Origin of the sequence: Flavobacterium sp., assembly GCF_044361015.1 — a bacterium.
Classification (GTDB): Bacteria; Bacteroidota; Bacteroidia; order Flavobacteriales; family Flavobacteriaceae; genus Flavobacterium.
The window spans coordinates 54,981-70,745 of record NZ_JBIKJL010000007.1; the positions used below are offsets into that span (position 1 = coordinate 54,981).

At 34.0% G+C, this 15,765-nt stretch carries 7 protein-coding genes; 4 read left to right on the top strand and 3 right to left on the bottom strand.

The annotated features are described in order from the left end of the window. Positions 1–145: 145 nt before the first annotated feature. Complete coding sequence (locus ACIQ2Z_RS03880; protein WP_396182847.1) at positions 146–4,732, top strand: choice-of-anchor L domain-containing protein; 4,587 nt, start codon at positions 146–148, stop codon at positions 4,730–4,732. A 232-nt stretch (positions 4,733–4,964) separates the two neighbouring features. Here the strand turns inward: ACIQ2Z_RS03880 and ACIQ2Z_RS03885 are convergent, their stop codons facing one another. Then, on the bottom strand, positions 4,965–5,633 hold the full coding sequence (locus ACIQ2Z_RS03885; RefSeq protein WP_396182848.1) for a sterol desaturase family protein: 669 nt from the start codon (positions 5,631–5,633) through the stop codon (positions 4,965–4,967). 91 nt (positions 5,634–5,724) lie between these two features. Further along, positions 5,725–6,735 carry a 3-oxoacyl-ACP synthase III family protein gene (locus ACIQ2Z_RS03890; protein WP_396182849.1) on the bottom strand — a complete coding sequence of 337 codons (1,011 nt, stop codon included), beginning with the start codon at positions 6,733–6,735 and terminating at the stop codon, positions 5,725–5,727. Between the two features lie 207 nt (positions 6,736–6,942). Here ACIQ2Z_RS03890 and ACIQ2Z_RS03895 point away from each other — a divergent pair, with 207 nt between their 5' ends. Together ACIQ2Z_RS03895 and ACIQ2Z_RS03900 are read left to right on the top strand one after the other, a co-directional pair. After that, positions 6,943–7,569: a hypothetical protein gene (locus ACIQ2Z_RS03895; RefSeq protein WP_396182850.1), complete on the top strand. Its 627-nt coding sequence runs from the start codon at positions 6,943–6,945 to the stop codon at positions 7,567–7,569. Positions 7,570–7,668: 99 nt separating this feature from the next. Continuing rightward, positions 7,669–10,074 carry an alpha/beta hydrolase family protein gene (locus ACIQ2Z_RS03900; protein WP_396182851.1) on the top strand — a complete coding sequence of 802 codons (2,406 nt, stop codon included), beginning with the start codon at positions 7,669–7,671 and terminating at the stop codon, positions 10,072–10,074. A 58-nt stretch (positions 10,075–10,132) separates the two neighbouring features. On the opposite strand, the gene ACIQ2Z_RS03905 is transcribed toward ACIQ2Z_RS03900, so the two are convergent. Continuing rightward, on the bottom strand, positions 10,133–11,065 hold the full coding sequence (locus ACIQ2Z_RS03905; RefSeq protein WP_396182852.1) for an ABC transporter ATP-binding protein: 933 nt from the start codon (positions 11,063–11,065) through the stop codon (positions 10,133–10,135). Between the two features lie 532 nt (positions 11,066–11,597). Here ACIQ2Z_RS03905 and ACIQ2Z_RS03910 point away from each other — a divergent pair. Beyond that, positions 11,598–15,765, top strand: a 4,168-nt coding sequence (locus ACIQ2Z_RS03910) for a MopE-related protein (RefSeq protein WP_396182853.1), incomplete at its 3' end; no start/stop codon positions are given.

Genomic DNA, 15,765 nt, shown 5'->3' on the forward strand with positions numbered 1-15,765 from the left:
TATTTTTTTATTTTTTGTAAGTATTTTATGTTATTAATAACCATTTAACTGCATTTCATCGATTTTATTTGCTTTTAATCGTTATTTATTTATTAATTTGTTGTGTCAAAATTCAATAAAAGTTTTAATACCCAAATTAGTAAGCATGAAAACAAAATTACTCTTCTTATTGCTTTTAATTCCAATACTTGGAATTTCACAAGCTATCACGGTGAACACTACCACCTATACTGTCCCTGAATTGGTTTCAAATGTGTTAGTGAATTCACCATGCTTAACAGTTAACAATATTAATTGGAGCACAGGTACCAACTTTGGTTCAACAAATGGAATTGGGTATTTTCAAAATACCAATCCCAATTTTCCAATGCAAAGTGGTGTTATACTGAGTACCGGGAATGTAATGAATTCCGTGGGGCCAAACAACTCCATGCTAAATGATGGATTAAATACATGGCCCGGTGACAGTGATTTGGAAAATATTCTAGCCAATGCCGGAATTGCTATGACTTCAACTAATGCAACCGTTTTAGAGTTCAATTTCACAGCAATGTCTCCGTATTTTGATTTTGACTTTTTATTTGCTTCTGAAGAATATGGGAATTTTCAATGTCAATTTTCTGATGCTTTTGCCTTTTTATTGACAAATTTAAACACGGGAGTAACTACTAACCTAGCTGTTGTACCGGGAACTAATACCCCAATATCTGTAGTTACAGTTAGAGATTTTCTATACAATTCTGCTTGTCCTTCTGTTAATCCACAATTTTTTGGTTCTTTTAATGGAGGTGCTAATGCCTCTTTATCTCCAACCAATTTTAATGGTCAAACAGTTGTGATGAATGCCTCAGCTGTTTTAATTCCTAATACACCCTATAAAATTAAATTAGTTGTTGCAGATAGAATAGACCCACAATCGGATTCAGCTATCTTTTTATCTGCCAATAGTTTTAATATTGGACAAAATGTGTTAGGTGATGATTTACTAATTGCTTCTAATTCTGCATTGTGTAGTGGAGAATCACATATAATCAACAGCAATTTAAGTGCAACCCAGTTCTCTTTTGTTTGGAAAAAAGATGGTGTAGTTTTGGTCGGTGAAAACGGACCCACTTTGACCATTACAGAACCCGGAAGTTATGAATTGACTTATACGAATATTGCTTTCCCATGTCAAGTGGTAAGTGATATTGTACAAATAGAATACAACTCTGTTTTTAATGCTCCAGATCCTATTGACATTTTAAAATGTGATTCAGGTGCTTCAACATATCAATTTAATTTAGCATTGAACAATCCGGTTGTAACAGCAGGAATTTCAGGAGGAACAACAGTAACTTATCATGCAACATTAGCACAAGCAACTAATTCAACTAGTGCATTACCCTTACTATACACAAGTGCTGGGAATCAAACTATTTATGTACGAGTTCAAAAAAATAATACTTCGTGTTACTCTATAAAGTCATTTCAATTATTAGTGACTCCGGCTCCCGTAGCTCATCAACCATCTGATTTATTGGGATGTGCAAGAATAACAGATCCTACAAGGGGTAATTTTATTTTGTCAACATTGAATAGTCAAATTCTAAATGGTCAATCCCCAGAATTTAATGTTGTTTCCTATCATGGAAATTTAGCAAATGCAAACAATGGCTTAAATCCTATTGGTCAAAATCTCTATGTAAGTATTTCAAGAACACTTTTTGCTAGAGTACAAAATGCAACTGATTCAACATGTTTTAGTGTTATATCATTCAATTTAATTGTTTCACCGCTTCCTTTAGTTGATACAAAAGATGACGTAATCGTATGTGAATATTATATTTTACCTCCATTAAATAATGGTAATTATTTCACCGGTCCAAATGGAACTGGTACAGCAAAATTTGCAGGTGATATTATAGATGAAACGCAAAGAATTTACATTTATAATCTTGGATTAATAGAACCATATTGTCCAAATCAGTCTAGTTTTTTGGTAACTATCATAAAACCGGAAGATATCAATACCACAAATAATCAATTTTGTAATTCATATAATGTACCTAATTCAGCAATTGGTGGATATTATACCGGTCCGGGAGGTACAGGGACACAATTAAACGGTGCAACATTAACGTCATCTCAAACCATCTATTTTTACTTTGTTTCACCAGAGCCACCTTATTGTGTTTTAGATTTACCAATTAATTTAACCATATTACCCGCACCAAGCACAGAGACATTTCCAAATGTATTTGATTGTACCTCTTATACTTTACCATCCATTTCAAATGGGCAATATTATGATGCACCAAATGGATCAGGTAACCAATTGGCTCCCGGAACTGTAATTACAGAAACTACTACAATATATATTTATGCTGCGAATAGTTTTTGTGAAAGTCAATCAAGTTTTATAGTATATATTGGCATTGATGCCCCAACATCTACTAGTGAATGTGTTAATTTCATATTACCTTCTTTACCTTTTGGCGGTTATTTTACAGGGCCAAATGGAACTGGACAACAAATACAAGCAGGAACAGTAATAAGCAGTACACAAACAATATTTGTGTATGCCCCTAGCCAATCTCAACCTAACTGTACAGATAATTTAAATTTTACAGTAACAATTGCTTTACCAGTGATTGAAACACCAGTAGTAACAACAAGTTGTGAAAGTTATTTTTTGCCTAGTATTCCATTTGGAAATTATTTTACTGGTCCAAATGGAACAGGAACAGCTTTAGCTGTTGGTAGTGAAGTTACTTCCTCTCAAACATTATATATTTATTTAAATGATGGTAATGGTTGTCAAAACTCAGTAAGTTTTGATGTTACAGTTCTATCTCCACCTCAAATAGATTCCAGATCAGATATTGATGGATGTAACAATTATGTTTTAACAGACCTTACACTTGGCCATTATTATACTGGTACTAATGGAACTGGAACTATGCTTAATGGAGGTGATATAATTACAACTTCTCAAATAATCTATATTTATGCAGAAGAAAATGGATGTAGTGCTGAAACTAGTTTTCAAGTAAATGTTTTTGAAATTCAGGCAGACGTTTTAGAGGACATTACTGTATGTGATAGTTATGTATTACCAACTCTAACTTCCGGCAATATTTATTATACTGCACTGGATGGTCCAAATGGTTTTGGAACAGTTCTGGCTCCAGGTACAGTAATTACATCTACGCAAACAATTTATATCTATAAAGAAAATCAAATTAGACCGGCATTTTCTTGTACTGATCAAACGTCTTTTACAGTGACTATTTATGTATCACCTGTTATTGAGCCTATATCAAATGTAAACGTTTGTAACTCCTATATTTTACCTACGTTAACTGTCGGAAATTATTTTACACAATCAGGTGGAAATGGGTCAACAATTGCGGCAGGAACAGAATTAACAACTTCACAAACTTTATTTGTTTATGCAGAAACCGGCACAACACCTAATTGTTTTGATGAAAAAAGTTTTGATATAAATATATTTAATGTAGTTGTTTTAGATAATGTGTCAACGTGTTCTAGCTATGTTTTACAACCTTTAACTGTTGGAAAATATTTCAGAGGACCAAACGGAACAGGTGGTCAAATTCCGGCCGGAAGTTCAATTACTACGACTCAAACAATCTATATTTATGCCTTATCCGGTTATTCACCAAATTGTTCAGATGAAAGTTCTTTTATTGTTACAATTATTCCTACTCCAATTGCAAATACTGTTCCGTTAGTTAACAGAACTATTTGTGATGAAGATGGTGAAAATGATGGTATAACCTCTTTTGATTTTAGCACTTTAAGCAGTATTGTACTAGGTTCTCAAAGCGGAAGTGAATTTACTGTTAGTTATTATGCTAGTTTGAGTGATGCCTACAGTCAAATCAATTCTTTTAGTTCTTCAGAATTACAGTTGGTTTATGTAAGAGTAAATAATACATTGGTTCCTGATTGTTTTGATATTAAACCAATAACAATAATTGTCAATAAAATTCCTGAACCAACTCCAGTAGATGGCATTGTTTGTATTGAAAGTGAAACAGGAAATCTTTTAAATCCATATACCATTTTTAGTGGTCTATCCTCTACTACTCATACATTTGAATGGTATTTAGACACAACCTTAATTGAAGGTGCAACAGGAAGTTCTTTACAAGTAATGGCCCCTGGCATATATAGTGTAATTGCAACCAGTTTAGCAACTGGATGCTCTTCTGAACCAACTCCTGCAGAAGTATTAGCTTCAGAACCTGCTGCTATTAACTTTACTGTAAGTATGGCTTTTAGTAGCACTAATTCTATAACTATAAATGCAAACGGTGTAGGTGGAAATTATGAATATTCATTAGATGGCAGTCCATTTCAAGACAGTCCTACGTTTGATAATGTTGCTTCCGGTATTCATTCTGTTACTGTTCGTGATAAAAATGGTTGTGGCTCTGCTACTGACACTGTCTTAGTTATCAACTATCCGAAATTCTTCACACCAAATGGAGACGGTTACAATGACACGTGGACTATCGTTGATTTAAAAGAACAGGTTAAAGCTACTATCTACATATATGATCGATATGGTAAATCTATTGCCCAATTATTCCCTAACAAAAAAGGTTGGGATGGCTTATATAATGGTCAGCAAATGCCTTCATCTGATTATTGGTTTACAGTAACTTATGAAGAAAATAATCAAACTAAAGAATTCAAATCTCACTTTTCATTAAAGAGATAGTTTTATATTGTTTTGTTGTTTAGAAATTAAAGACCTTCCACGTGAGGGTCTTTTTTTTTACCTGTAACATTAACCTATTTGATTACTTTTGGTTATAACACCTTTCTGTAAATTAAAGTTATCTTTCATTTAATTGTCAATTATTATGACTGACTAATAGAAAAGACAACAAACAATAGTAAGATAATTTATACTCATAAAAAGCCGCCTAAAATTTAAGGCGGCTTCTTTTTTAGTTCTCTTTATCAAACATTAACTCTTTTACTTTTTCCTTGTCTTGTTTGTTTTTAGTTAAATCAAACATAGTTCCAAAAACACGATCCCAAAATGTATTACTCACACCAAAACCCAAATGTTCATCTTTATAATGATGCAATTGATGATTTCTCCACAAAGGTTGCATAAATTTAAAGGGAGGATCAAAAGCATGAATGGCATAATGCATGGAAGCATAGGAAAGATAGCCAATCATAAATCCCGGAAAAAAAGCCCAATTATATTTACCTAAAAAAAGATAGTGGAATAAAAATAAGACAGTTGCTAAAATCAAACTGGGAACTAGAGGCATAAATAATCGTTGTCTGTCGCGGGGATATTCATGGTGATTTCCATGCAAAATATAAGCTACTTTTTGCGTTTTTAAATTATCACTAACCATGTGAAAAAGAAATCGGTGAGCAATATATTCAAAAAAAGTCCAATAAATTATTCCTGAAAAAAACAACAATACGATAGTTTTTACTTCTAATCCATAAACTTGATTAGCCCTAAAAAGTATATAACTTAGTATTGGAATATAAACACCCCAAATAATTACTGGGTGAGTTTTTGTCAACATTTCTAGAATATCACTTTCGAAAAGTCTCGCTTGACCGGTGTGCTGCACTCTCTTGGGTTTCATTTTTAAAAAGTTTAAAATAACAAACAAAAAAACAAAATTATTAAAAAATTAGATATTATAGAATACCGATAAATTATTATTAACACCTATTTTACCATTTTATAATCACACTTCCCCAAGTAAAACCACTACCAAATGCTGCCAATACAACAATATCCCCTTTTTTTATTTTGCCTTGCTCCCAAGCCTCAGTTAAGGCAATTGGAATAGATGCTGCTGTTGTATTTCCGTATTTTTGAATATTATTAAACACTTGTTCTTCTGATAATTTAAATTTATGTTGAATAAATTGGGAAATCCTCAAATTTGCTTGATGAGGAATAAGCAAACTGATATTACAAACTGATAAATTATTAGCCAGCAAACCTTCATTAATTACTTCACTAAATCGAACAACTGCATTTTTAAACACAAATTGCCCATTCATGTAGGGATAATAACTTTCATCATTAGGATCATTATCTTTAATAATATCAGTCACCCAGCGTTTCCCCATCCCAGGTGCAACTACAGCTAATTCTTCTGCATGAATCCCTTCAGAATGTAAATGAGTGGAAAGAATTCCGCTGGTTAAATCTTCCTCTCTGGAAAGTACTGCTGCTCCTGCCCCATCTCCAAAAATAACGGAAACACCTCTTCCTCTGTCAGTCATATCTAATCCATACGATTGCAATTCAGAGCCTATCACTAAAATGTTTTTGTACATACCTGTTTTTATATATTGGTCAGCAATAGAAACAGCATAAACAAAACCGGAACATTGATTTCGAATATCCAAAGCTCCAATCGTTTTTAAACCCAAATCACGTTGCACTAAAACACCCGGACCAGGAAAATAATAATCCGGACTTAAAGTGGCAAAAACAATAAAATCAATATCTTCTTTTGCTACACCGGATCTTTGTATAGCTATTTGAGCAGCCTTTACACCCATAGATGTTGTTGTGTTACCATCACCTCTTTGAACATGTCTGCGTTCTTTTATTCCGGTTCGCTCCTGAATCCATTCATCATTTGTATCCATTAATTTTGACAAATCATCGTTGGTCACAATATTTTCAGGCACATAAAATCCTAATCCGGCTATTTTTGAATGATACATATTTTGCTTCTTTAATAAAATTAGTTACACAAATTTAGCAATCTTTTAAAAAGTATCGCTAAAAATGACTTCGTTTTTAATTATAACCAAAATAACAACTTCTTCTAGTTATTTGGCACCCTTATTGTTAAATATAATTTACATTTAGCATTTTGTTAAGAGCCTGTTTAATGTCTAACTAGTATATTTGAAACGAAATTTATTACCATGAGATTTATATTGCTTGTTTTATTTTATTTTATTTTGGTTCCTGTAGCTCAGGCACAATTTGATAATACAAATAGGTCAACTTCATTTGGTGGCAATTTTAGTGCGACACCAAGCTCAACCGGAAGTTCACTCTTCACACCAAAAAGCACGCCTTCCCCTGAACCTAATACAACTCCTCTTCGAGAAGAAAAAAAAATTGACCTAACTCAAAATTATGGTCTGATGGAGAAAAAATTTGAGGTAAAACCTAATTACCTCACTGGCGAAGTTGAAATGAAAGAAGAATATAAACGTGGTAAATATTTTGGTGATTTTAGAAGTAAATCAAAATTCATTAAAGTAATGTGCCGAGATCATGAAGCGGTTGATGGTGACCGAGTTAGCATTTACCTGAATGATAAATTAGTTCAAAGTAGTGTTTACTTAACAGAATCATTCAAAGTCTACTTTATAGAACTTCAACCCGGATTTAATAATCTCGAATTTTTAGCTTTAAATCAAGGAGAATCTGGCCCAAATACAGCACAATTTGCGGTACAGGATGAATTTGGAAATGTAATTATGTCCGACATTTGGAATTTAGCGACCGGAGCTAAAGCATCACTTATTGTAGTAAAAGAATAATACGCTCTTCTACTTCTTCCCTATTTTAACAGATTTTTTAGAAGTTTACATTTATTATGTGCTATTTTTAGTGGCACAAATATTTCAAACTTACTCTTTATGAAAATTCAATTACTTCTGCTTCTTTTAGTGAGCTATTTTGTTTCGGCTCAGGAAAATTTAACCTATCAAAAACCTCCCAAAGAAATTTTGGAATTGGCAGATTACGAAAGAGCTCCAACGGTCAACATGGATACCAATAAAGAATACATGTTGTTGTCTTACAGAAGTACTTATAAAACATTGGATGAATTGAATCAAGAAGAAATGCGTTTAGGCGGACTTCGTATTAATCCTATTACAAATACTTCAAGTACTGTTACTTATGTTAACAACCTGAAATTGCGAAAAATTGCTGATAAAGATGAAATTCAAGTCAAAGGTTTACCGGAAAACCCAAAAATAAGCAATCTTTCAATGGCACCTAATCAAAAGAAAATTGCCTTTTCACACACTACAAATACCGGAGTCGAACTTTGGATTATTGATGTTGTTTCAGCTCAGGCTACTAAATTAACCGAGGCAATTGTTAATGCAAACATGGGGAATCCATTTAGTTGGTTTGCTGACAGTCAATCTATTTTAGTTCGAATGTTAGTTCAAAATCGTCCTGCCTTAATTGATGTTAAAAAAGATTTACCAACCGGACCTACGATTTCCACTAGTGATGGAAATGTTTCTCAAAACAGAACATACCAAGATTTGTTGAAAAACCCCATTGATGAACAAAATTTTGAAACATTGGTTACCTCTGAATTATATAAAATTTCAGTGAATGGAAAAGCCTCTTTATTCAAAAAAGCTGATATGTATTCCGGAGAAAGCATTTCGCCCGATGGAAATTACATTATGATTTCAACTATACAGAGGCCTTTTTCCTATATAGTTCCTTTAAGTAGATTCCCTCAAAAAACAGTTGTTTATGACAAAACCGGAAATGAAATTAAAGTTGTTAACGAAGTGCCTCTTTCAGAAATCATTCCAAAAGGATTTTCTTCTGTTCAAAAAGGAAAAAGAAATATGACTTGGAGAACTGACAAACCGGCTACTTTATATTTTGTTGAAGCATTAGACGAAGGTGATCAGGCTAATAAAGTAGATTTCAGAGATGAAATTTTTTTATGGGATGCTCCTTTTTCATCTAATCCAACTTCATTAGTGAAAACCCAACAACGTTTTTCAGGTATTGAATGGGGAGATGATACGACTGCCATAGTTTATGATCAATGGTACGACACCAGAAAAATGAAAACATATTTAATCAATCCATCTAGCCCAACACTTTCTCCAAAAGTTATATCGGATAGAAATTATCAGGATATTTATGCAGACCCGGGTGATTTTGAAACCAAAAAAAATCAATATGGTAAATATGTTTTAGTTTTAGAAAACAATAACGCTTATTTAATTGGAAAAGGATTTACTAAAGAAGGCCAATTTCCTTTTATAGATGAGCTGAACTTATCCACTTTAAAAACAAAACGTTTATATCAATCTACCTATAAAGATAAAAAGGAAGATATTTTATCGATGGAAGATGTCAAAAAAGGAGAAGCATTGGTTATGATTCAATCAAAGAATGAATTTCCTAATTATTACTTCAGAAATATAAAGTCAAAAGGAAAATTAACACAAATTACAAATTTTAAAAATCCATTTGAAAGTATAAAAAACGTCTATAAAGAAGTTATAAAATACCAACGAAAAGATGGTGTAGAACTTTCAGGAACGCTATACCTTCCAATTGGATATGACAAAGTCAAAAAAGAAAAACTTCCGCTCTTAATTTGGGCCTATCCGGCTGAATATAAAGACAAAAATTCAGCGGGACAAAGCGATAAAAATGAAAATCAATTTACCTTTCCTAACTATGGCTCTTTTGTTTATTGGGTTACAAGAGGTTATGTTGTCTTAGATAATGCTTCTTTCCCAATTATTGGAGAAGGAACAACGGAACCAAACGACACCTTCATCGAACAATTAGTTGCCAATGCTGAAGCAGCGATAGATGCCGTAGATAAATTGGGGTATATCAACCCCAAAAAAGTAGCGGTTGGCGGACATTCTTACGGAGCATTTATGACAGCAAATTTATTGACACATTCTAACTTATTTGCCTGTGGAATTGCTCGTAGTGGTGCCTATAACAGAACCTTGACTCCATTTGGATTTCAAAGTGAACAACGAAATTATTGGGATGTTCCTGAAGTTTATAACACCATGTCGCCGTTTATGAATGCTAATAAAATGAAAACACCTTTATTATTAACTCACGGCGAAGCTGATAATAATCCCGGAACATTTACTTTGCAAACGGAACGTTATTTTCAAGCGTTGAAAAACCTAGGTGCTCCCGTTCGCATGGTAATTTTACCGAAAGAAAGTCATGGGTATGCTGCAAAAGAAAATATTCTTCATTTACTTTGGGAACAAGATCAGTTTTTGGAAAAATATTTGAAGAATTAGTTTTAAGAATATAGAAAAAAGAAAATAGGTGAACCCTGAAATTGATAAATTTTGGGGTTTATTTTTTATTTAAATAAACCAAATGTCCCTTTTCCAACATAATTTCGCTCTCAAAAAACAAGATTCCATTTTCTGAAGAGGTTTCAATTAAATAATGACTACCTCTAAAATAGCTATTTACTACAATAACTTTTAAATTAGAATGTTCTACTACAATTAATTGATGCGGAAATAAATACTGAATTGTTTTTTCATTAAAATAAAAACCCGGAATTTCATTTACATCACCGAAAAGTGAGGCAACATATTTTGATTGAGGATTTATATACAATTCATTTGGACTGCCTTGAGTGCAAATTTGTCCCTTTTTCATCACCAAAACATCATCAGCAAATGACAAAACATCGGTACTGTCATGTGTGGCAACAATCGTGGTAATTTTTTTCTCTTTCAAATAGGCAAATAACTTTCGTCGCAAACTATTTTTTCTAAAATTATCAATATGGCTGAAAGGTTCGTCTAATAACAAAACTTCCGGTTCCAAAGCCAATACACGAGCCAAAGCGACACGTTGCATTTGCCCACCACTCAAAAATTTGGCTTTGACAGTTGCAAATTCGGTCATTTCAACAATCTCTAGCAATTCGGCAATCCGCTCTTTTTTTTCTTCCGGATAAAAATTTGAAAGGTACTTTCCTATATTTTCAGCAACAGTAATAAAAGGCATCAAATCAAAATCCTGAGCCAGGTATTTCATATAAGTCATTCCGGGTATAAGATTAAATCTAGGTCCTAAAACTGTTGAATTATTCCAAAATATTTGTCCTTCATCCAAATCATATAAGCCATAAATGAGTTTTAAAAGCGTACTTTTTCCACAACCACTTTCACCAATAACTGCAAGATTATTTCCTTTTTCAAGCGAAAAAGTACAGTTTTGAATGGTTGTTTCCTTCAAATAAGAAAAAGCAATGTTTTGAATCAGTAGCATAAAAATATATTGGTGCAAATTTAGCTTAAGTTATCTTTATGATTCTTGAATTTCAAAATAGATTAGTTTTACGAATAATTTATTCATAAAAATTATTTTACAAATCCAAACAATTATTAAATCAGCATTTTTTATTACTATAAATTATAAAATCAATACTGAATTATTAAATATTTTATCAATATCAATTTTATTTAATTCCTAAAAATATCTTCAAAATTTTATAAAAACGTTATTTTTAGTATAATTAAATTATAAAATCAACAACTATAACGATGTAATTGATGTAAAATAAATCAATTTACCTATACAAGAACACAACATTAACCATAATTGGATGCTATTACACTAGCTGAAAATCAATATTATATCCTGAAACATAAGCAATCATTGCACTTTTAACTCTACTAATATAAATAATTGTGATGTATAGTTTTTGTATACTCAGTTTTTATCAAAAAAAAATATATAACATTAAATTTGATTTCCTACTTAAAACAAAACTTTTATTAACTATAATTATCAAAAAATTATGAAAAAAAAATTATTACTATTATTCCTTCTGACTTTTTCATTGGGATATTCACAAGGAGCCGCTCCTGGAGACCCCGGTAAAAACTCTTGGGATGTTATTTCCCTCTTTTCCGTAGCTTACACAGACCTCGCGGGAACTAATTTTAACCCGAATTGGGGACAAGCCGGCAGCACTGCGAATGGATCTCTTGTTTATCCCAATAATATGACTACTCCGTCGTATGGTGGTGATGCTGTAAAACAGTATCAAAACAGCGGAAACTATCAAGGAACGGAAACAGCAGCCGATGTTAACATTTCTGCGATGACAAGATTTCACATCGAAATTTATTCGTCAACCTTAACCTCAATCAGAGTTTCTCTTATTAAAACAACAGGTGGTGGAGTTGAAGTTCCAACCACTTTGGCTCTAACTCCAGGTCAATGGAACGTTTTTAACATCGATATTACAGGGGCTGCTTACAATGCAGTTCGTCCGATTTTCCGTCAAATTAAGTATGATCAACCAGCAGGAGCAGGGAACATTCAAAACTTAATTGTTGACAATATGTTTTTCTGGAGACCAGCAACAGAGCAACCACCTACTATTGGTGCATTTACTGTACCAGCAAAAATCGTAGGAGATGCTCCTTTTACTATCACTCAACCAAGCTCTAATAGTTCGGGTGAATTTACATATAGTAGTAGTAATACTGCTGTGGCTACTATTAGTGGCAGTACGATAACTGTAGTAGGTGCAGGAACATCTACAATTACCGCAAATCAAGCAGCAAGTGCCCCTTATGGTGCAGGAAGTACAACGGCAACTTTTACAGTAACGCCACCATCAGCCCCAACTCCGCCAGCAAGAAATACATGGGATGTTGTTTCATTATATAGTGAATCTTACACCTCTACAGCTGGAGCAACTTGGCAAGCCGGAACTAATGTTTTGACATCAGTAGGTAATAATGCAAGATTTTTTAATGGTTTTACTTTAGCGAGATTAGCCTTCGGTGCTCGAAGCATAGTTGGAATGACAACATTGCACATCGATGTTTATACTTTAAATCAAAATCAACTTTGGTTTGAAATAAATGGAAACAGGAAAGTAGTTTCAAGCATCCCGCTGAATGGTTGGGCTAGTTTTGATATTCCGTTATCAGATTATGTTGGCTTAAACTTAGGAAATGTTAGCTTTTTTGATTTAAATAATCCTACTGGTGCAGCAGCTCCTGTTAAAGTAGTTTATTTAGATAACATCTATTTCTACAGACCAGCAACTGATCAACCGCCAACTATTGGTGCGTTGATGGTTCCTACTCCTCAAACAGTAGGTAACGCACCTTTTGTATTAACTAATCCTACATCTGATAGTTCAGGAACATGGAGCTATAGTGCAAGTCCTTCCGGAGTAGTTACAATTAGCGGGAACACGGTAACCATTGTAGGAGGAGGAACAACAACTATAACCGCAACACAAGCTGCTGTACCTGGAGTTTTTGGATCTGGAAGCACCTCTGCACCATTGGTAGTAAATTTCCAAGTACCAACTGTGGCAGCGCCTACACCAACAGTACCATCTGCCAATGTAATTTCGCATTATAGTAATGCCTATACGCCAAATGTGGCCACTAATTTAAATCCAAATTGGGGTCAACAAGGATTTGGTTCTGCCAATGTTACCAATTTCACAGTTGCTGCAAATAGTACTTTATATTATCCAAACTTTAATTATCAAGGTAATGCATTGTCTACTCAAAATTTAACTTCCTACACTTCTATGCACCTAGATATTTGGACACCAAATGTTTCCTTCTTGAGGATATCTCTTATTAGAGCAGCAGGTGGAGGAGAAAGACCAGTGACTATTGCCGTTACACCAAATACCTGGAATAGTGTAGATATACTATTGACAGATTGGTCTTCACAAAATGGGTTTAGTTTAGCAAACATAGCCGAAATTAAATATGAAAATGTAGCTTCCCTTACGGCTCCATCTTGGACTTCTGGTGGAGTGCTTTATTTGGATAATATTTATTTTAGTAATGTTCCTTTAACTATAAATCCTACTATTTCTGGGTTTACAATACCAACCAAAGCTCCAGGAGATGCTATTTTTACCATAACACCACCTATTTCTAATAGTCCAGGGACATGGAGTTATACTAGTAGTGATGATAGCATTGGAAGCATAGTTAATGGTAATCAAATACAAGTTGGCGTTGCTGGATCATGTACAATTACTGCTACGCAAGCTGCGGCTCCAGGATATAACAGTGGCAGTATTGCGGCTACTTTTAATGTGCTATTAACACCTACTATAACTGGATTTACTGTACCTGCAAAAGTAACTGGTGATGCACCATTTGTGTTAAATGCACCAACTTCTGATAGTCCGGGTGCGTTTACCTATTCTATTTTACCTACTGGTATTGCTACTATTAGTGGTACAACTGTTACTATTTTGGGTCCTGGTACAGCAACTATTACGGCAACACAAGAGGCAAGTGGTTTATACAACTCAGGGTTCGTTTCTGCACCATTAGTTGTAAGTTTAGGAACACCTGCACCTACTCCACCTGCTAGAAATGCATGGGATGTGGTTTCATTATATAGTAATTCATACACCCCAACAGCTGGTGCAACATGGCAAGCTGGTACGAATGTAGATATTGATGGAAATAATACAAGATTATTTAATGGTTTTACACTGGCTCGTTTGGCTTTTGCTCCTACTAGTATAGCAGCAATGACTACATTGCATATTGATGTTTATACCGTTAATCAAAATCAGTTATGGTTTGAAATTCAAGGTAATCGAAGAGTGGAATCAAGCATTCCACTTAATGGATGGGTTAGCTTTGATATTCCATTATCTGTTTTCACTGGCTTAAATTTAGCAAACGTTAGCTTTTTTGATTTAAACAATCCTACAGGAGCTCAGGCACCAGTTAAAGTGGTTTATTTAGATAATATCTATTTCTATAGGTCAGCAACAGATCAGCCACCATCAATTGGTGCGTTAACTTTACCAACACCTCAAGTTTTAGGTAATGCTCCGTTTACAATAACAAATCCTACCTCCGATAGTAGTGGTGCTTGGACATACAGTGCAAATCCTACAGGTGTAGTAACTATTAGTGGAAATACTGTAACCATCGTAGGTGGCGGTACAACAACCATCACGGCTACGCAAGAAGCTGTTCCTGGTGAATTTGGACCTGCCATGACGACTGCTACTTTAGTCGTAAATTTTCCTGATCCTACTCCTTCACCTATACCTCCAGTAAGAGATGCTAATAGAGTTATTTCGTTGTATACAGGTGATCAATCAATCTATACAAACGTACCAGACTATAATCTTGGACAAGCATTTTGGTCTACAGGTGGTGGTAGAGTTTTAACAGAAGTTCCAAACGGAACAAATACTGCTTTACGTATAGACGGACTTGGTTTTATGGGATTGATAGATAAAGGAGAAGTTGGTCCTCCTGCTGTAGCAGGAGAAAGACGTTTGAACCTTGTTGGAACCGGAATGTCACATTTAAATATTGATATTTATTTGGATGCACCAAGGCCTAATTTATTTTTAGTTCTGTTAGCACCTAGTGATAGACTTTATAATACAGGTCCACTTACAGCAGGTTGGAATACATTGAGAGTTCCTTTAACAGCATATCCGGGAGCCTTGAATAATATTTACGGGTTAAAAATTGAACAGAATTATACTTCAGCATTCCGTTTGTTTATAGATAATATCTATTTCAGCAATGACTTATTTACGTTCTATGCTGATACAGATGGGGATGGTTTTGGAGATTTAGCTTCTTCAGTATTAGCCGAGACTGCACCTGTTGGATATGTAACCAACAGCACAGATTGTGATGATACAAATGAACTTGTATGGCAAACCGGAGATTTCTATATTGATATTGATGGTGATGGTTATAATCTAGACGTTCCACAAGTTACAATATGTTACGGAGAATCTTTTAACCCATTTTATAGTTTGACTACACTTGGGGTAGATTGCGACGATGATAATATTGCCATCAACCCCGGCGCTACAGAAATCTGTTACGACGGTATCGATCAAAACTGTGATGGAGATACCAATGACGGTTGTCCGATTATCACCTCGAGATTGAGAACAGAGAATTGTGATACTAACCTAACTTCGTTAA

Excerpts from the sequence above, each read along its gene's own strand:
- ACIQ2Z_RS03880 (WP_396182847.1), top strand. The coding sequence starts at position 146 with ATGAAAACAAAATTACTCTTCTTATTGCTTTTAATTCCAATACTTGGA.
- ACIQ2Z_RS03885 (WP_396182848.1), bottom strand. The coding sequence starts at position 5,633 with ATGAAACCCAAGAGAGTGCAGCACACCGGTCAAGCGAGACTTTTCGAA.
- ACIQ2Z_RS03890 (WP_396182849.1), bottom strand. The coding sequence starts at position 6,735 with ATGTATCATTCAAAAATAGCCGGATTAGGATTTTATGTGCCTGAAAAT.
- ACIQ2Z_RS03895 (WP_396182850.1), top strand. The coding sequence starts at position 6,943 with ATGAGATTTATATTGCTTGTTTTATTTTATTTTATTTTGGTTCCTGTA.
- ACIQ2Z_RS03900 (WP_396182851.1), top strand. The coding sequence starts at position 7,669 with ATGAAAATTCAATTACTTCTGCTTCTTTTAGTGAGCTATTTTGTTTCG.
- ACIQ2Z_RS03905 (WP_396182852.1), bottom strand. The coding sequence starts at position 11,065 with ATGCTACTGATTCAAAACATTGCTTTTTCTTATTTGAAGGAAACAACC.